Raw genomic sequence first — 18,302 nt, 5'->3', positions numbered from 1 at the left:
GGCGAGGAGGTCGCGTCGACCTTAATCAAGACGCTTCGGTGCGAGTGGATCCACGGCTTCATCGCCGACTTCTTCAACACTATCGACCTTTAGCGGCATTCTGCAGGCCGACGCCTATCGCGGCTATAACCCGTTGTTCAAAGTGGGCCGCGATCCCGGTCCGCTGACCCAGGCGCTGTGCTGGGCGCAGGCGCGGCGAAAGTTCTTCGTGCTTGCCGACATCGCTACCAATGCCAAGCGCGGCAAGGATGCCGCACCGATCTAGCCGATCGCGCTCGAGGCGGTCAAACGAATGGACCTGCTGTTTGATATCGAGCGCGACATCAGCGGTCTTGCCGCCGACGAACGCCTGCAACGACGCCAGCAGCAAAGCCGGCCGATCGCAGAGGCGCTTGAGGAATGGATGCGGAGCGAGCGGGAAAGACTGTCCCGAAGCTCTCCGGTTGCTGAGCCAATCGACTATGTGCTGAAGCGCTGGGACGGCTTCACGTCCTTCCTCGGCGACGGCCGGTTTTGCCTGACCAACAACGCCGCCGAACGCGCAGGAAAGCTTGGTTGTTTGCAGGCTCCGATCGCGGTGCCGATCGGGCCGCCTTCATGGCGACGCTGATCAACACTGCCAAGCTCAACGACGTCGATCCGCAGGCTTGGCTGGCCGATGTCCTCGCCCGCGTCGCCGACACGTCGATCACACGGCTCGAGGACTTGCTTCCCTGGAATTGGAGCCCTTTGACGATCACAGCAGCTAAAGCCTGATCTGGCCCATTGGGCTCACATGCAAACCGGATCGTTGAGGCCGCCAGATGGGATATCGCAACTCCGCTCTTTACACTCTCAAATACGTGGCCGAGATGCTCGAAGAGGACGAAGACTTTTTGCGCGGTTGCTCGATCGAGATGTTCTCGGAAGACGGTTGCCTGAGCGCCTACGACGGCTATCCCGCAACCGAATTAAGCGAAACTGTCGTCCTCTTCACCCAAGACGGCATCGACAACCTTCGGCATCGTCGACGAGCGCAGGGCTACCGGTGATGCTTCGCCCAAACCTGCGGCAGGAAATCTCTCGAGACCATAGCATCGCGGCCTTGGCCGTATGGATACTCTCGTGGGGTCGGGCCTCCGGGTTCGCTTTCTAACTTCGCGCCGCCTCACGCGGGGCGCAGCGAGTTCAAGTGCTGCGGTCGTCCTCGCCTCAAACGGCGACGACTTCGCGCGTCGTTTGGCTTAGTTGAAGACCGCGACGGACGCTGGCACCACGACGTCGTCGCGCACTTTTTTTGAGCTTCTCGAGCCCTCCGTGCCCGGTCAGATGCATGGCTGTCATCGTTTTCGGCACCATGCACTATGCCCCTCTCTGGCGTATTCGCTGAGCTCGTCGTTCAGTTCAAGAAGCACCGATGGGAGGATGTATTGGGATCATTCCTCTGCGGCGCCCCTGGCCCTGGCCAACCACGTCTACCATCTTCGGCAGCCCGAACGGATGAGCTTCGGCCAGCGACAGGACCGGTGTCACGCACGCATCGCTGTCCGCGAACAGCTCCGTCCATTCGGCAAGGGGCCGCGACTTCAAACGTTCGGCTAATCCCCTCTTTGCTTCGGGCCAACCTTCCTTGCGCTCCATCAACGACGAGAGCTCGACCCAGCCGAGCTTCCGGCCGATTTCGGCGATGAACTTCGGTTCGAGCGCGCCGACCGCGATCCACTTTCCATCCGACGTGCTGTACGTATCGTAGGTCGGCATCCCGCCGCCCAGGGAACCCCGCCAGGATTCCTCGGAATGGCCGCCAAGGATCGTCGCAGCCGAGATGTCGGAAAGAAGGTACCTGATGCCGTCGGTTATAGAGAGATGGATGTGCTGCCCCTGCCCGGTCCTTCCCCTTTCTAGGAGAGCCGCCAATATGGCTGACACCGCAAGCGTTCCGCCCGCCGCATAGTCGCCAAGTAGGTTCTGCGGAACGACGGGCTTGTTATGTTCGTCGCGGATGAGAGAAAGTGCGCCGGAGAACGCCAGATAGTTGATGTCGTGTCCCGCCCTTGCCGCGTGAGGCACGTCTCGACCGTAGCCAGTGATCTCGCAGAGCACCAGCCGAGAATTGCGAGATTTCAGGACGTCCCAGCCAAGGCCGAGAGCCTCGAGCTTGCCGGGCCGCATTTCGCTGATAAAGACGTCCGCAGTGCCGACGCGTTCGAGCAGATCAGCCCGATCCGTCTCGGACTTGAGGTTCAGCAAAAGACGAGATTTCCCCCTGGCGAGGGCGTCGTTGGGACCGCCGCGTCCCGCGAGCATCGGATCGTCAGCCGCCCCGGCGTACTCCGGTTTCGCCTGCAAGGGATTCACGACGGAAACCACTTCGGCGCCCATGTCGGCAAGCACCATAGATGAGAACGGTCCCGGCGCATTTACCGATATGTCCATCACCCTGATGCCAGTCAAAGCTGTCTTCATCCTCGAGCGTCTCCAGCGACAATCATGACCTCGTCACTGATCTTTAAGATAGTGATGTGCGACAACGAATACATCTCCGAGGCGCCGTGCCAGTGGGATGTCTGGCCGGGATCATCGCGACGCCCCTGCCTTCATGACCTGCTCTCGGGACGCATCTCCCAGATCCCCTTTCCTGACCCCGCCGCGAGGATCTGATCGAACTTTCACGTGCATCGTGGTGCGCGAGCCACTGGCAAATTGACCAGGCAGGCTCCAGCCTGTCGCGCCTGACTGTTCTCTCAACCGCTGAAGTGTGATCCGCCTGCCCATGTATTGCCTGGCGGTCAGGCTGGCCCGAGGATCGCAACAGGCTCACCCAGGATAGCCTCGTTGATCTCGACGCCAAGTCCAGGACCGCAATCGTGCGGCAGGCGTATCTCGCCATTCACGACAGGAAGCGGGTTCTTCACAATCGGCAGATCGTCACTGACGTAGTCGTAGAGGCCGAACACCAGATTCCTGGGCAGCGTATGGCCTAGGTGTGTTACGCACGCGAGGAGGATGCCGGAACCATAGTAGTCCTCGATCCGAACCGGGATACCCAGCATGTTGGCAAGCTGCATCGCCTGTCTGGTCGCCTCGATGCCGCCGATGCAGGACGTTTTCAGGGATGCGACATCGATGATTTGATCCTCCACCCCCTGGAGGAACCGCCGAGGGCTGTCGATCACCTCGTCGAGCATAATCCGGACTCCGGTGCGCTGGGCGACGGTACGGCACTCCTCGTAGCTCTCGCAGGGGTTCTCGATCATCGGCGAGAGTTCGCGCAGCGCTTTGATCACGCGGATCGCGTCGTCGACCAGCCAGCCGCGATTAGAATCGTACCAAAGGCGTTCGTGAGGAAAGGCGAGTTCTTCCACCATCCGGATGGTGTGGATATCTTCGTGCACCTCGCCGGCTCCGACCTTGATCTGAAACCGTGAGTAGCCCTTCTTCCGCTCCGCTTCGAAGGCGGCGATTGTCCGTTCGCGCGTACCGATGCGTATTACCGAAAGGACGGGCAAAGATTCCGAGACGCGCCCGCCCCACAGGTCGATGAGCGGTAAGTCGTGGGCCTTAGCGGCCAGGTCCCAAAGCGCCATCTCCAAAGCGGTCTTCGCGTTCCCGTGCCCCCTGAGCGCCCCGGATATGTCTTTCAGGATGGGAGCGATCTGCCGAGGGTCGCGGCCCAGGACCACCGGAGCGACGTGACGGATTCCCTCTCGGGCTCCAGCGGACAGTTCCGGCAGATAGTACGGCGGCGCGGAGGAAACCTCGCCCCAGCCAATCAGTCCGCCATCCGTCTCGATCTTCACGACGAGCACATCGAGCGCTGGATTGATCGACTGGCTGGCGACGTACCGCGTGAGTTCCATGCCGACGTCAATCGGCACAGAGTAGAGTGTTATCCGTTTGATGCGCATGGGTGTTACCTCTTCTTCAGGGCGATGCCTTGGCCAGCAACCGCCGGGATTTCCTGTCCGGACTGCGCCTGGAGTATCTGTTCGAGCCGCTCCGCGACCAAAGGCCGCCAGTTCTCCGGTCGTCGCTCCATCAGGTTGAACCCGAGACACTTCACCTCGTTCGTGGCTGCCAGCTCGTTCGTCTCCGACTTCCAGATGTGGTGGAAGAGGACGAAGCGCTTGTTGTCCACGCCGATGAGCTGCGTGGTGATATGGATCGGCGTGCCCAACGCCAGCTCGTTGATGTAGTGAACGTGGTTTTCAACGATGACGTACTCATGGCCATCGCGCGCTTCCATCGTGCTGTCAGGACCGTTCAGCCAGTTCCAGAAAGCCCAGTTCGCATGGTCACCTATGGTCAGATAGTGCGCGACATTCACGTGCTGGAAGACGTCGATCCACTCTTCCCGGACTTTCGTCCGGAACAGCGTAAGCGGCGATTCGATATCGCCTGTCCAGAGCAACGGGGCATCATAGACTTCCGCCATTGTCAGCGTCCTTTCCAGTTAGGTGCGCGCTTCTCCGATAGAGCTGCCATCCCTTCGGCTGCGTCCTCGCTCGCATAGACGCGTCTGTACACGGGCAGATCAGCCTCCCGCATGATCCGGTAGGCTTCCCGTTCGCCGTGCCCTTCGGTCGCCCGGTCGATCTCCTTGATCGCCTGCAACGAGAGAGGCGCCGATGCGGCTATCCGATCGGCAAGCTCGCGCGCGGCCGACATCAGCTGGCCGCCGGGCACGACCTCATTCACGAGACCCCAGCTCTCCAGCATGTGCACGCTGACTTGCCTTCCGGTGAACAGCATTTCCATCGCTATGGGCCGTGGAAGCCGGCGCGGAAGACGGATCACGCCGCCAGCATCGGCAACGAGACCGATGGCCGCTTCGGTGAGGCCGAATTTCGCATGCGAGGCCGCGACGACCAGGTCGGCAGCCAGTGCAAGCTCGAACCCGCCGCCGAGTGCCAGCCCGTTCACCGCCGCGATTACGGGCTTCTTCAGGGCCCAGTACTCCGTGAGGCCAGCGAACCCGCCGATGCCCTGGTCGGCGTCCGGCGCTTCACCCTCGGCAGCCGCCTTGAGGTCCCAGCCCGCAGAAAAGAACCTGTCGCCGCCGCCTGTGATAATAGCGACCGAGAGGCTGTCGTCTTCGCTGAGGGTGCGGAACGCCTCGCCCAGCTCCTTCGACGTCGCGGCGTTGATAGCGTTCGCCTTCGGCCGGTCGAGAACGATCTCGAGTACGCGACCGCGTCTTTCTGTCTTAACCGAGGAACTCACGCACGCCACTCCATGATCGAACGCCTCGCCTTTCCGACCAGGTCCCAGAGAGCCATGTCGACGACCGACTTCGTCGGCTTGTGTCCGCGCATCGCGAAAGTGATCTCCTCCATCCGTGCGCGGTGGTTGCGTGGCTCAGCGCCGAGAAGGATCGGATGAGGTCCAGACCCGCGCGTGCCGTCTGCGGCGACGTCGGCAGGTAATAGCCAGGCGGGGTCATCGTCTCGCCCCAGCCGACGAGCCCCTCGTCCGTGTCGATGCGCAGTACAGTGGTTTCGAGCAGGATCGAGATCTTGAGGCGTGGGTGTAGCAGGTATCGACGCCCCACTTGTCGAGGACGACCCGGCAGGCCGCGAGTCCAGTGATCTTCACTTCTACGCCTCCACTTTGGGAGGCAGGAGGACGAGGCTGCCGACATGCTTCTTCTCGAAGAACTCCAACTGAGCGGCGTGGATCTGATCCAGCGGCCAGGACTTCGTGCTGAACGGTTTGATCCGGCCGGAGACGACCAGGTCGATGAGCCGCAGGAACGTCTCGCGCAGGTAGACCGTGGAACCAAACAGGGACAGGTTCTTGAGATAGAGCGTCCGCAGGTCGAGATCGACCTTCGGGCCGCCGATGGCCCCTGCCGTCACGTAGCGACCGCCACGGCGCAGCAGTTTCAGGAGATCGGGGAACTGGTCGCCGCCGACCACGTCTGCCACGAGGCTAAGCTTCCTGCCGCCTGTGATCTCCAGCACTGCGGAGACGAGGTCCGGTGTCTCGCGGTCGATCACGTGATCGGCGCCCAGTTCGGAGACGGCCGCCATCTTCGACTTGCCTGCAACCGCAATGGCGGTCGCGCCGAGAGCCTTCAGGATCTGCACCAGGAACGTGCCGACGCCGCCGGAGGCGCCTGTGACGAGCGCAAGATCGCCTGCCTTCGCGCCGGCCATCGAGAGCATGTTCATGGCCGTGCCGCCCGAGCAGGGAAGGGTCGCAAGAGCCGTATCTAACAGCGGAAAGTCCTTCGGGACCGAGACGGCATTCACGGACGGGACGGTGGTGAACTGGGCGAACGCGCCGTCGTGCTCGGACCCCAAGAAGCCCGCGCTGTCGAACCCTTCGATATCTTCCGGATCGCGGATGTAGGGATCACAGACGACACGTTCACCAATCCGGCTCGCGTCCACGCCCTCGCCGACCGCCACGATGTAGCCGACGGCATCCGCGCCCTGGATGCGCGGGAACGTGAGGCCGCCCTCCCATTCACCCATGCCCTTCTCGGCCACCCCGAAACCGCTCTTGCCGCCTTCCGCCGTTGTGGTGCCCGAACTGACCTGCTTGTTGTACCAGCCGGTGCGCGTGTTGATGTCCGTGTTGTTCATGCCAGCGGCAGTCACGTTGACGAGAACCTCGCCGGGACCAGGCTGGCGAACGGGGGCATCGTCGCGAACGACCAGCTTGTCGAGGCCGCCATGACCGACCAGGTGCACGGCCGTCATCTTGTTCGGTGTCATGTTCACGCTCCTCTCGCTCGCATGAGCTGTCGGCTTATGATGTGACGCTGTATCTCGGAGGTTCCCTCCCAGATGCGCTCGACGCGAGCGTCACGGTAGATACGTTCGAGCGGCAGGTCGGCCATCACGCCCATGCCGCCGCAGGTCTGGATGGCCTGGTCGGCCACGCGCCCGAGCATCTCGGAGCACCAGACCTTTGCCATGGCGCAGTCCTCGGCGATCGTCGGAGCGTGATGATCCACCTTCCACGCCGTGTTCATCAGCAAAAGGTCGCCGATGCGGATGTCGGTCGCCATGTCGGCGAGCGGGAAGCTAATACCCTGGAACTTGCCGATTGGCAGCCCGAACTGCTTCCGCTGGGCCGCGAAGTCGACAGCGACCTCGAAAGCACGTTCCGCGCGGGCAACGCAGACGGCTGCCACCGTCAGGCGGCCCGGCCCGAGCCAGTCGCTCACCACCTTGAAACCCTCGCCTTCGCCGCCGACCATCTGCCAATCGCCGACGCGGACGTTGTCGAAGTTCAGGATGTTGTTGTAGTAGCCGCGGTGACCCATGTGGTCATAGCCCCTCGCGACTTCGAGACCGGGCGCGTCGAGGTCCACGAGGAAGCACGAGATGCGCTTGCGGGGACCGTTCGACGTCTCTTCCGCCCCGGTCGCCGCGAACAGGATCACGAAATCCGAGTTCTGGGCATTCGAGATGAAGTGCTTCGTCCCGTTGATGATCCAGTCGCCGCCGTCCTTGACGGCGCCGGTCTTCATACCCTTGAGATCGGAGCCCGCGTCCGGCTCCGTCATGGCGATGCATTCCCGCTTCTCGCCCCGCATCACGGGTTCGAGGAAGTGGGCAATTTGCTCTCCCTGGCACCCCGCGAGGATGTTGTTTGGCCGACGAACGCACTCGGCCAAGGCCAGGGATGCGCGTGACAGCCCTTTCTCGACGAGCGTGAAGGACACGCAATCCAGTGCGGCTCCCCCCACGCTTTCTGGCATATTGCAGGCGTGAAGTCCGAGTGCCATCGCCTTGCGGCGGATGTCGAGTTCCAGTTCGCGCGGCAGTTCACTCGTCCGCTCCAGCAACGCTTCATGCGGGATGAGCTCGGTTTCGCAGAAGTTACGGACCGTTTTGGAGAGCATCTCCTGCTCTCCCGTCAGAGAGAAGTCCATCAGTCCAACCCTTCGTAACGAGCATTGGCGTGATCGAGGGCAGCGCGCAGCCCCTTCTCGGCGGTCATGCGGCTGAACTCGGCATATTCCGGCACAGGCTGCGCGCCCATGATGGCGACCTGCTCAAGGTAGTAGTCGGTCGCGGTGCGAAGCCCTTGCATCTCGTAGACGCGGTTCAGATACATCTTGTGCATCCGCTGCATCTCGCGCGGCAGCCGTGCCATCAATGTGGCCTTACGGTGGGTTGCCTCCGCGAGCTGGTCCGGCTCGACCACCTCGGTGACCAGGCCCATTTCCTTCGCCTGGGCCGCGGTCAGCTCCCGGCCGGTCAGCAGAAGGTCCTTGGCGGTCTTCATGTTCACCACCCAAGGCAGGAACATGCAGTGCCCAGACACGCCATAGCGGACCTCGTTGTAGCCCATTCGGGTGTCCGAGGTGACGATCGAGACGTCGCAGAACAGGGAGAGCTCGAACCCCTTGCCGATGGCGTACTTGTGGATCGAGGCTATGACCGGCTTGGTGACGGTCCACGGAGTGGTGAACTCCTCGAACTGGTGGATATAATGGGCGCGGTACTCGTAGATCGACGTGCGGTCCTCCGCGGCGTCTTCATCAAGATCGTGTCCGGCGCAAAATCCCCGGCCGTTGCCGCGGATGACGATAACGTTGACATTGTCGTCGTGGTCGGCGCGCAGAAGGCCTGCCTGAAGTTCGGCGATAAGCCTCAGGTTCATCGCATTCAGCTTCTCCGGCCTGTTCAGCGTCAGCCAGCAGACGTGTTCGGAGTCCACCTCGTAGACGAGGTGCTTGTAATCGGTGGTTTCAGGCGTGATACCCTGCATGGCCTTCCCCTTCGTGTTAGGCGACACACTTCTTGCGGTGTGCAAGCTTCAGAACCACGTCCACGGCGAGAGCGCCTTCTCGGCCGACCAGGATCGGGTTGATTTCGATTTCCTCGGCACCTTCGGCGATGGCGAAGAGGCCGAGGGCCTCCAGCGTGTCGAGCAGCGCCTCGCGGTCGCCCGCGGGACGGCCCCGCCATCCCTTGAGGCGCTCGGCCACTTTCAGGCGGTCCAAGGCACGCGAAAGTTCTTCCCGTCGGAAAGGCGCAGCGACCAGAGTGCTGTCGTTCCAGAGCTCGGCCTCTACTCCGCCGCCGGCGATCATCATGACGGGACCGACGGAGGGATCGAAAGTAACGGAAGCCATGACCTCGCCAACCGTGTTCGCCGCCATCGCCTCTACAAGGACGAGGTTCAACGGAATGTTTGGTGCGAGGCGGCCCATGTCCGATCGCATCTTCTCGACCGCGTCCCGCACGTCCTGGGCCGAGGACAAGCCGATGCGAACCGCACCGATCTCGGACTTGTGAAGGAGGCGGGAGTCGAGAGCTTTGAGAACGACCGGGAAGCCGATTTCGGCGGCAACTTCGTGGGCGTTCTCGGGATTGGACACTCTCGACTTGGGAACCCGCATTCCAGCCCCTGCCAGCAACGACTTGGCTGATGCCTCGTCTTGATAGGTGCCGGCTTCAGGAACGATCGACGGGGCGGCTGTCAGCTGCTCCAGACCTGCGGCATTCAGCTCTTCGCGGCGCTCGCGCCACCAGACACCGTGCGACACCGCACGCATGCACTCCTCCAGGCCCTGCATGGCGGCAAGGCCGAGGCTCTGGGTGTGATCCCGGGCGTGGGCCGGGAAGCAGTCGATCATGGGGGCCAACTGCATGGCGGCGACGTCGCGGCCTCGGCAGGCTGCGCCGAGCGCTTCGACCTGCGCGGCGTATTCACTGATGTCCCACATGCCTTCGCGGGGATAGTTCTGCACCATCAGGGCGGCGTCGTAGCCTTCGTCGAGCAGCGCCGAGTAGATGGCCGTCTGACGGTCCTTGTCGTTCCAGGCGCCCATGGTGACATCCTGCGGATTGCCAGGCGTTGCCATCAAGGGAAGGACTTCCCGCAGACGGGCGACCCGGTCCCCGGTCGGCTGAGGAAGCTCGAATCCTGCGGCGCTGAGGTGGTCGGCGAGCATCACGCCCAGCACACCGGACACAGCCGCCACGAGAACCCTGCGTCCCTTGGGCACCTGCCCCGAGTGGAAGAGCTTCAGCGTCTCGAAGAATTCGGATTCCGAGTTGGTGGAGACGATGCCCAGCCTGTCGAAGAGTGCCTCCCAGGCAGCCCCTGCCCCGGTCATCGACGCGGTATGGGAAGCTGCCGCCTGCGCGCCTGCAGCCGTCTTGCCGAACTTGATGGCGACGATCGGCTTGCCGAGCTTGAGCGCCTTCGCCGCAGCCTCGCGGAGGACCGAGACATCTCGAAGGCTTTCAAAGGATAGGCCGATAGCGGTGACGCGCGGGTCGTCGAGCAGGTAGTCAACGCAGGCTTCCATGCCGGTAATCGCCTGATTGCCACCACCGACAAGATGCGTGATCGGCAGACCTCGATCGGAGAATACCGCGTCGCACAGAAGGCCACCGCCCTGGCTCACGACGGCGACGCCCTTCTCGACCGAGTGAACCCCGAACTGGTCCATCATGGCTGCCATCGGATCGACGAAGTTGACCAGTCCGACGGCGTTGGGGCCGAGCATGGCCATGTCGCCAGCCGCGGCGACGAGCTCCGCCTGCAGGTTGCCGCCGTCAGCCCCCGTCTCGGCGAATCCGGCGGCGTTGCAAACGATTGCTCTGCAGCCTTTGGCACGGAGCGATCCGACCGCTTCCAGCGCGAATTCACGGCGGATTGCGATAAAAGCCAGATCCGGCGCCTGCGGAAGCGCCTCGATCCAGGGGAAGCAAGGAAATCCTTGCAGGGTCTCGTATTTGGGATTCACCACCCAGGTGTCTCCGGAGAAGCCGAGGTCGCGGTGGTACTTCAATGCGGGATTGAGATTGCTGCCCCCGATGAACACGACTGACTTGGGGCGGAAGAGGGCATCGAGGGGCTGTGTCATCTGGTTTCCGGGATAAGAAGCTTGCCTGAAGCATAGTGATCTGCTTCCTTCCCCGGATGATCCCAGCAGACACAAAAATGACCTGAATGAACATGAAGTTGGTAACTATCGTAATCGGCGAAGGCTTCCCGCTTCTGTCGCTTTCGCTCATCACGGAACCGCTCCGGCTGGCGAATCGAGAAAGCCAGGGACCGGTCTTTCGCTGGCGCATCCTGAGCATCGATGGAACGACCCCGCGGTCCTCTTCAGGGCATGCACTGGAGATACATGGCGGGCTGGACGAAGCGCCGACCGACGCGGTGATCCTGCTCGCCTCCTACGCCCCCGACCGCATGAAGACCGACACGGTGTTGAGCTGGCTCAGGCGGCGCGCCCGAAGCGGATGCCTGATGGGCTGCGTCGATACGGGCGCCCTGATCTTCGCCGAAGCGGGGCTTCTCGACAGGAGGCCGGCTGCTGCGCACCACGAAGCGATAGTCGGGTTCCGAGAAAGCCGCGGCGAAGCCTTCTTCGCCGATCGACTGTTCGATTTCGATCATGATCGCTGCTCAAGCGCTGGCGGAGTCGTAACGATCGACATGACCCTGGCCATGATTTCGCATTTTGAAAGCAAACGATTGGCGCGTCGTGTCACACAAATTCTGAACTATCGACCTCTGGACTCGGAACGGGCGGATGGATCGTTCGGGTTCGACTGGTCGATCCCTCGCCTCGACCGGTCGCTGGCGAAGGCTGTTGAGATGATGATTGCTAACATGGAATTACCGCTTCCGATCAGGGAGATCGCCAACCGCCTGGAGGCCAAGGAATGGAAGCTTCGTCGGCTCTTCCTCCGGCATCTTGGACAATCGCCGCGGGCCTACTACTTGGAGCTGCGCCTGGATCGCGCACGCAATCTCTTGCGAAATTCACGCGAGCGGGTAGGCAACATCGCCCTCATCTGCGGATTTCCGGCAAGCGAAAGCCTGAGCCGCGCCTATCGAAAACGGTTCAAGGTGGCTCCGAGCCTCGACAGATCGCTTTATGGGTCGGACCAATCTGACGAAGCTTTCGCCAAGAGAAACAACCACAGGTCGTCATGAGTCCTAAGCGCCTAGGCGATCAACCCTGCATACCTGTCCGGAGGGCCAATTAGGCCCGCGGATCCAGGGAGACAACCGAATCCGCCGCTGGTCTGAACCACGGACAGGAAGAATGGTCTCTTCCTCCTGAGCCCTTGCCCGCCGAAAGCGTTGGTGCAGCCGTCCCGGACGGCGACCGCATGTGAGTTGGACCAGGCTCGGAAAATACGCCGCGCCGCGTCAACGCAGTTGGGCTCAAACCCTGGAAGCTCCGCCAATAGAAAAAGAAGAATTATGCGCCTTTCATATCACTTGACCTGAAACTCGTCATGTGAGCGGCGGATCAGCCGCAACACCCGACGGTCCGCTATCCGTTTGACCAACCTTCCCATCAGGATGTCGTGGTTGACCCGGTCGAAGAACCTCTCCAGGTCAATGTCCACCACAAAACTACGGCCTTCCTGCACGTAGGCTTGCGCACGCAGCACCGCATCGTGCGCACTCCGTGCGGGCCGGAAGCCGTAGCTCGCCTCCGAGAAGGTTGGATCGAACAGCGGTTGCAGGACCTGCAGCATGGCCTGTTGGATGAAGCGGTCGAGCACGGCCGGGATGCCGAGCTCGCGCTCGCCCCCGCCGGGCTTGGGGATCGCCACCGACGCACCGGCTGCGGCTGATAGCGCCCCGCGAGCAACTCCTCGCGCAGGCACGGCCAGTGCCCACGCAGATGGCCGGACAGCTCTTCGACCGTCATCCCGTCGATGCCGGGACTGCCCGCATTCTGTCGAACACGCTTCAACGCGGCCAGAAGGTTCTGGCGTTCGCACACCGTCTCCATCAGGCCGCCACTGCCCAGGCGCTCGTCTCCGCTCCCAGCCGAGGCCACTTCCACACGCAAGCGCGGCCCTTGCGGCTTCACCGCGCCGGCCGTTTGTGCGCTCGGACTTTGATCCGACTTCTGTGACATGGCGTCCTCGAGGTTCGCGGGCGATTCGCCTTCGACGTTCGGCCCTTCGCGGCTACCCGCTACTATGGCCTCTGCTGACTTCTCGCTCCGCCGACCTCACGGTCATCGTCGCCCTTTCAGGCGTCAGGCGAGATCTCCCCGGGTAAGAACATCGGCCTTCGCTGCACGACCGCCGGATCTACGTCGCCTCGCCTTGGTCACAACGGTTTCGCGGTTATTGTCGATGCTCGATGGGTCTGCGAGCAGGCCCATCAGCAGATGAAGGAAGAACTCGGCCTCGATCACTTCGAAGGCCGATCATGGCAAGGCCTCCATCGACACGCGCTCATGACCATGATCGCCTATGCCTTCCTGCAACATCAGCGCCTATACACGGCAAAGCGGGAAAAAAGGAACAGACGCGGCCCGCCTAAACCGACACTGCCAGCATCCGACGCGCCGTCATAGCCGCGCTCTCAAACCACCATCCACCACAACAATGTCCAAACTGCCGTATCAGGTTCCAAATAGCTCCAAAATCAATTCTGCCAAAGTAGTGCTAGGCTAGTAAGATTAGGCGGTAAGGCAACTCGCCGACTTCAGAGCGCGTGGTGCTGTAGACGTCGCGCCCATATCGTTCACGCCGAGATAGACGCTTCCCGTCGTGTGAAGATCGAGTGCAAATCTGTCTATCCAATTGCCTTTGATATGTCTGGTTGATTGCCGCCATTGCGCCACCGTAGTGCTTCTGAGAACCGCCAGTGTAAATTATAAGTTACACCGCTTAAATAGCATCATCGCTCCTATCGTTTCTACACGCCCCTCCAACTCCCGTCCAGTCACTCGTCAGCGCCATGGCGTCCCCCCTTGTTGCTGTAATTATCGGTTGTTCGACCAAGTCGGACATGAGACACAGCACTGTCCGAATGATGGCGTTGTTCTGAAACGAATTTCCTAATTGGCACGACACATGCGGTCCAATGCCGAACCGCGTTGCTGACTGGGAGAAATCATCGATGATCACTTGCGGAACTTGCGGTCGCCGCCTCAAGCACCGAGCTTTCCCAAGCAGACGGAAGTTCCTGCGCCTGCAGTCTTCAGGTTGCGCGGACATGAGTTCCTTCGATCTCCGCCCAACGTAGAATGCTTCCGACGATGATTCCTATCTTTGGCTAGAAAATGTTGAAGGCGAACGGGCACGTGCCTAGACCGCCAGCCAGTCGGCCAGGACCCTAGGCACTTCGGTGGAACGCAGTTCGATCGCAACCGTGACGCCTTAACAGCAATCTTCGACCGTCCCGACAAATTCCCTTGATCACCCGCCGCGGCCCGTACCTCTACAATTTCTGGCAAGATGCCTGAAGTCCGCGCGGACTGCCGCGCCGGACCACCCTCGCCGCCTACATGAAGGAGGATCCCATTGGGAGCCACTGCTCGATCTGGACGCCCTCGCTGCTAGTGCATTGATTCCAACACTGGTGCCCACGTCTGACGGCTGCGATGATGTTGTCAGGAGAGCTGGCTCCGCAAATTCGGACGGTGGCATAAGTGGATTTCCTGCCTGATGGCGGGGAGGTTTCTCGCTGCGAATCAGGAGCAGACATGACGAAGAGAAACCGCCGGACGCATTCACCGGCTTTCAAGGCGAAGGTGGCTTTGGCCGCCGTGAAGGGGGAGAAGACGCTGGCCGAGTTGGCGCAACAGTTCGACGTTCACCGGAACCAGATCACGACCTGGAAGAACCATCTGCTGGAAAGCGCGGCCGGGGTGTTCGGGCCGGACAAGGCGAGGGCGACCGAAGCGCCGGTCGATTTGAAGGCGCTGCATGCCAAGATCGGGGAACTGACGCTGGCCAACGATTTTTTAGAGGGCGCGCTCAGCAAAGCCGGCCCCTTGAGCGCAAAACGATGATCGACCGCGAAGACGCCTTCCGATCGTCGGGCAAGCCAAGATGCTCGGCCTTGCCCGCAGTTCGGTCTACTATAAGCCTCGGCCGGTTTCGGCCGAGGGCCTGGCGCTGATGCGCCGGTTCGACGAGTTGCATCTCGATTACCCCTTCGCCGGGGCGCGGATGCTTCGGGCGCTGCTGCGGCGAGCCGGTGTCGTGGTCGGCCGCCGCCATGTCGCGACGCTGATGAAGCGCATGGAGTTCTGTGATCTATCGGCGCCCGAACACGAGCAAGCCAGCTGCGGGCCACAAGATCTACCCGTATCTGTTTCGCGGGATGAAGATCGCACGGCCGAACCATGTCTGGGCGATGGACATCAGCTACATCCGATGCGGCGCGGCTTCGTCTATCTGGCAGCGGTCGTCGACGTGTTCAGCCGGCGATGGAGGCGGCGTTTTGCGTCGAAGCGCTCGAGGAGGCCCTGGCCAGACATGGCCGACCCGATATCTTCAACGCGGACCAGGGCAGCCAGTTCACCAGCCTCGAGTTGACAGGCGTGCTGACGGCGGCGAACGTGTCCATCAGCATGGATGGCAAAGGTGCCTGACGCGACAACGTCTTCGTCGAGCTGCTGTGGCGCACGATCAAATACGAGGAGGTCTATCTGCGCGCCTACGACAGCGTGTCCGAGGCCCGCGCGACGATCGCCCGGTATCTCGCCTTCTATAATGGAGGGCGCCCGCATTCGAGCCTTGACGGGCGCACGCCCGACGAGGGTTATTTCCGCGCAAGCGATGGCGACGGCCGCATGATCGTCGCCGCGCGATTTTGCTGCAGCTCTGGTCGGGCTACGCCCTCCCGACGCCGCAGCAAAATCGCAAAGCCCCGCGCTCAACCTAACCCGGCAGGATGCCACTTAAATTCCGCGCGGCGCTGTCCAAACAAGCGGAGCCAACTCTCAGGGTCTGCTTTCCATCTGAACGGCTTTGGCTCTTTGTTGTGCTCCTTGATAAAGCGGTTGATGGCTGCTGAAGATCAACGACGGAATGAAAGACACCATTTTTCAGCCGTCGCCGTGTGAGCTTTGCGAAGAAGCCCTCGACGGCGTTCAACCAGGAACACGATGTCGGAACGAAGTGGAATATCCAGCGTGGGTGCCGCGCCAACCAGGCCCGGACCTTCGGCTGTTTGTGCGTCGCATAGTTATCCAGGATGACGTGAACCGCCTTATCCTTGGGCAACTGAGCCTCAATTGCGTTGAGGAAGCGGATGAACTCCTGATGCCGGTGACGCTTCATGTTGCGGCCAATGACGGAGCCGTCGAGAACATTCAGGGCAGCGAAGAGTGTCGTGGTGCCATGGCGCTTGTAATCATGCGTCCTCGTGCCGCCGCGGCCCTTCTTCAAAGGAAGTCCTGGCTGCGTCCGGTCGAGCGCCTGGATTTGGCTGTTTTCATCGACGGGAAAGGACAATGGCATGGGCCGGCGGCGACACATAGAGCCCGACGACGTCGTGCAGTTTCTCGCCAAAAGCCTTGTCATTCGACAGTTTGAAGCTGCGCCAGCGGTGCGGCGCAAGGCCGTGCTCGTGCCAGATCTTGACGACCGAAGACGCCGCGATCCCAATGGCCTTTGCCATCGCACGAACGGTCCAGTGCGTGGCCTCCTGCCTGGGCGTTTCCAGAACAGAGCGACTACCCGGTCGACAAGGTCAACCTCAAGCGGCGCAGCGGCCGGCGGGCGGCTCTTGTCGCGCAAAGACCGTCTACACCTTCGGCCATGAAGCGTTCCTGCCAACGCCAGACGCAGGTCTTCGACTTGGCCGTCGCCCCCATGATCGCGACGGTTCCCAGACCCTCGTCGCTCATCAAGATGATCTTCGCCTGCCACACATGCTTATTAGGCGAACTGCCCGCCGAAACGATTGCATTGAGACGAACTCGATCAGCCGCGGAAACCTCAAATGTAATACCTTTGCGCATGCGCCATAGTCGCATACTCCCACAAAAATTAGAATCCAGAATTGGACTCTTTTGTCTGATCAATCCACTAGCGACGGAGAGGACTGGATCTGGGGCGGCGCGTCGCCTGAGCCGGAAAGAGAGACGAGAAAGAGCCGTTCTGCGCCTGTCGCGCGGCGGCAGCGATGCGGTCGTGCATCGCGAATTCCATCTGGCATCTCTTAGCTTCGTCGACGACGGTTTCACCTCGCGGAGGCCAAGGGCGGGTCAATTGGGTCGACCTGGACACACTTCTGCTTTCCAGTGCGCTTGGTGATGGCATGGCCGTCCGCTCCGGCTACGCGCGCGTGCGACTATGGAAGCGCGGCGCGGATCCGCTCACCGCGCCGGTAATCTTCGAGACCGGTTCCGAATCCCTCGGCGTGTCCGGCCATTTGGACGGCATCGCCGAGAGCGACTGGCGACCGGCCTTCTTTGAGAAAATAGCGGGCCGAAGCTGAGGATCGACATTCCTAAAGAGGCCACGTGGAGCGGCTTCGGCGACTGGCTGGCGGTAAAGCCGCGCAAGCCTTGGACGGTGGGAGGGACGAGCCACACCGCGGACGCGCTGATCGGCATCTCGCTTTCGTCCTTCCTCGCCGGCGAGCGCAGTTTTGCCGCCCTCTTTGAACCAGGCGACCGGCGCTCCCTACAGTCGTTCTTCTGGAACAACGGGAAGCTCATCATCTCCTACCTCGTCACACTCCCTCCGCGTTTCGAGAGGTTCATCCCCGACACCCAGGAATGGACGCGCCGAGCGCTGGACACCGTGCCCGGAGGGCCTCGTGCTGGCGGCCAAGGCGTTCGAGGGTAATCCGTACGATGGCCACACGCTTGCAGCAACGGTCGATCAGGCGGTGGAGATCGGCGGCGTCGACCCGGACCGCATCCACGTCGACAAGGGCTATCGCGGCCACGACTATGCCGGCTCGGGATCGGTGATGATCGCCGGCCGCAAGCGCGGCCTGACGGCCCACCATGTGTCGGGAGCTAAAACGGCGACCGGCCCTCCAGGCCACCATCGGTCACATGAAGACCGACGGCCGACCTTCCTCCTCGGCCATGCTGGCGATGCGATCGATGCGCTGCTAGTCGCCGCAGGCCAAAATCTGCGCCTGATCCTCACGGTTCTCGCTCTTTGGCTTGCCTGGTGCCTGCAAGCACTCCAGCCGAAAACGGCGAAATCGGATGCTTCCACCCGTCTTCACGCGTTCGGAATATCAACGCCTTAGCCGTTATTCAGGGCCGACCAAGTATCCGCTTTAGCGCCGCAACGGGCTGAGCTTTGTCAAGAATAACGTAGGCCGCCTCTGTCTTAAGAATGCCGAAAAGCGCGACGGCGTATTCAGGTGAAGTATCCCGCTATTTATTGTCTCAGTCGAGGGGTGCACTCCATCGCTGTCCGGCTTCTGCGAAATGCGCATGGAATATCCGCAGCTTCCGAATTCTTCATGGTCGACGCTTCGACTCTGCGCTTGCGACGGCCAGCCCCTCCCTGATGACTAGCCTAGCACTACTTTGGCAGATTAATCCTCGGTTAACGATGATCGGCCATCTTTGGCGCTCCAACAGGGGTGCGAAGGATGGCAGA

Annotated in this window: 13 protein-coding genes and 6 pseudogenes; 8 read left to right on the top strand and 11 right to left on the bottom strand. The window is 61.7% G+C overall.

The window, feature by feature from the left end; all coding sequences use genetic code 11:
* Window positions 1-79 precede the first annotated feature (79 nt).
* A pseudogene (gene tnpC, locus NKI39_RS32885) lies at window positions 80-756 on the top strand (IS66 family transposase); the annotation flags it as partial.
* Between the two features lie 47 nt (window positions 757-803).
* Window positions 804-1,031 (top strand): hypothetical protein, encoded by a 228-nt coding sequence (locus tag NKI39_RS32880; protein ID WP_352837122.1) that lies wholly within the window; start codon window positions 804-806, stop codon window positions 1,029-1,031.
* Between the two features lie 352 nt (window positions 1,032-1,383).
* Here NKI39_RS32880 and NKI39_RS32875 read toward each other — a convergent pair whose 3' ends face one another.
* From NKI39_RS32875 to NKI39_RS32840, 8 genes are all read right to left on the bottom strand, one after another.
* Window positions 1,384-2,445, bottom strand: coding sequence for a CaiB/BaiF CoA transferase family protein (locus NKI39_RS32875; RefSeq protein WP_352837119.1), 1,062 nt, complete (start codon window positions 2,443-2,445; stop codon window positions 1,384-1,386).
* A gap of 323 nt (window positions 2,446-2,768) precedes the next feature.
* Entirely contained in the window at window positions 2,769-3,887 is a 1,119-nt protein-coding gene (locus NKI39_RS32870; protein ID WP_352837116.1) for a mandelate racemase/muconate lactonizing enzyme family protein, read from the bottom strand.
* A gap of 5 nt (window positions 3,888-3,892) precedes the next feature.
* Window positions 3,893-4,414, bottom strand: a complete 522-nt coding sequence (locus NKI39_RS32865) for an acyl-CoA thioesterase (RefSeq protein WP_352837113.1) — start codon at window positions 4,412-4,414, stop codon at window positions 3,893-3,895.
* 2 nt (window positions 4,415-4,416) lie between these two features.
* The gene (locus NKI39_RS32860) at window positions 4,417-5,202 is read right to left on the bottom strand and encodes an enoyl-CoA hydratase-related protein (RefSeq protein ID WP_352837125.1); all 786 of its coding nucleotides are present in this window, start codon (window positions 5,200-5,202) and stop codon (window positions 4,417-4,419) included.
* 374 nt (window positions 5,203-5,576) lie between these two features.
* Window positions 5,577-6,701: an alcohol dehydrogenase family protein gene (locus NKI39_RS32855; protein ID WP_352837110.1), complete on the bottom strand. Its 1,125-nt coding sequence runs from the start codon at window positions 6,699-6,701 to the stop codon at window positions 5,577-5,579.
* A gap of 2 nt (window positions 6,702-6,703) precedes the next feature.
* Window positions 6,704-7,867, bottom strand: a complete 1,164-nt coding sequence (locus tag NKI39_RS32850) for an acyl-CoA dehydrogenase family protein (RefSeq protein WP_352837107.1) — start codon at window positions 7,865-7,867, stop codon at window positions 6,704-6,706.
* The gene (locus NKI39_RS32845; RefSeq protein WP_352837105.1) at window positions 7,867-8,709 is read right to left on the bottom strand and encodes an enoyl-CoA hydratase/isomerase family protein; all 843 of its coding nucleotides are present in this window, start codon (window positions 8,707-8,709) and stop codon (window positions 7,867-7,869) included. Before NKI39_RS32845 ends, NKI39_RS32850 begins: the two co-directional genes overlap by 1 nt.
* 16 nt (window positions 8,710-8,725) lie before the next feature.
* Window positions 8,726-10,819, bottom strand: coding sequence for an acetate--CoA ligase family protein (locus NKI39_RS32840; protein ID WP_352837103.1), 2,094 nt, complete (start codon window positions 10,817-10,819; stop codon window positions 8,726-8,728).
* A gap of 86 nt (window positions 10,820-10,905) precedes the next feature.
* Here NKI39_RS32840 and NKI39_RS32835 point away from each other — a divergent pair, with 86 nt between their 5' ends.
* On the top strand, window positions 10,906-11,901 hold the full coding sequence (locus NKI39_RS32835; RefSeq protein WP_352837100.1) for a GlxA family transcriptional regulator: 996 nt from the start codon (window positions 10,906-10,908) through the stop codon (window positions 11,899-11,901).
* 287 nt (window positions 11,902-12,188) lie between these two features.
* Here the strand turns inward: NKI39_RS32835 and NKI39_RS34410 are convergent, their stop codons facing one another.
* Both NKI39_RS34410 and NKI39_RS32825 read right to left on the bottom strand, forming a co-directional pair.
* On the bottom strand, window positions 12,189-12,533 hold the full coding sequence (locus NKI39_RS34410; protein WP_502898647.1) for a reverse transcriptase domain-containing protein: 345 nt from the start codon (window positions 12,531-12,533) through the stop codon (window positions 12,189-12,191).
* 434 nt (window positions 12,534-12,967) lie between these two features.
* Complete coding sequence (locus tag NKI39_RS32825; protein ID WP_352837097.1) at window positions 12,968-13,129, bottom strand: hypothetical protein; 162 nt, start codon at window positions 13,127-13,129, stop codon at window positions 12,968-12,970.
* Between NKI39_RS32825 and NKI39_RS32820 the strand changes: the two are divergent.
* The 3 pseudogenes from NKI39_RS32820 to NKI39_RS32810 all read left to right on the top strand — a co-directional run.
* Window positions 13,055-13,291: pseudogene (locus tag NKI39_RS32820) on the top strand (IS701 family transposase); the annotation flags it as partial. The gene NKI39_RS32825 and the pseudogene NKI39_RS32820 overlap by 75 nt on opposite strands.
* A gap of 644 nt (window positions 13,292-13,935) precedes the next feature.
* A pseudogene (locus NKI39_RS32815) lies at window positions 13,936-14,280 on the top strand (prolyl oligopeptidase family serine peptidase); the annotation flags it as partial.
* 145 nt (window positions 14,281-14,425) lie between these two features.
* Window positions 14,426-15,502 (top strand): annotated as a pseudogene (locus tag NKI39_RS32810) (IS3 family transposase); the annotation flags it as partial.
* Between the two features lie 101 nt (window positions 15,503-15,603).
* On the opposite strand, the pseudogene NKI39_RS32805 reads toward NKI39_RS32810, so the two are convergent.
* A pseudogene (locus NKI39_RS32805) lies at window positions 15,604-16,693 on the bottom strand (IS630 family transposase).
* 299 nt (window positions 16,694-16,992) lie between these two features.
* On the opposite strand from NKI39_RS32805, the gene NKI39_RS32800 reads away from it, so the two are divergent.
* Together NKI39_RS32800 and NKI39_RS32795 are read left to right on the top strand one after the other, a co-directional pair.
* The gene (locus NKI39_RS32800) at window positions 16,993-17,172 is read left to right on the top strand and encodes a hypothetical protein (protein ID WP_352837095.1); all 180 of its coding nucleotides are present in this window, start codon (window positions 16,993-16,995) and stop codon (window positions 17,170-17,172) included.
* 315 nt (window positions 17,173-17,487) lie between these two features.
* Window positions 17,488-17,943: pseudogene (locus NKI39_RS32795) on the top strand (IS5/IS1182 family transposase); the annotation flags it as partial.
* Between the last annotated feature and the right edge of the window lie 359 nt (window positions 17,944-18,302).

Origin of the sequence: Mesorhizobium sp. M0664 (genome assembly GCF_040320565.1) — a bacterium.
In the GTDB taxonomy this organism is placed as follows: Bacteria; Pseudomonadota; Alphaproteobacteria; order Rhizobiales; family Rhizobiaceae; genus Mesorhizobium.
This window is presented reverse-complemented; position numbering and strand designations above follow the sequence as displayed.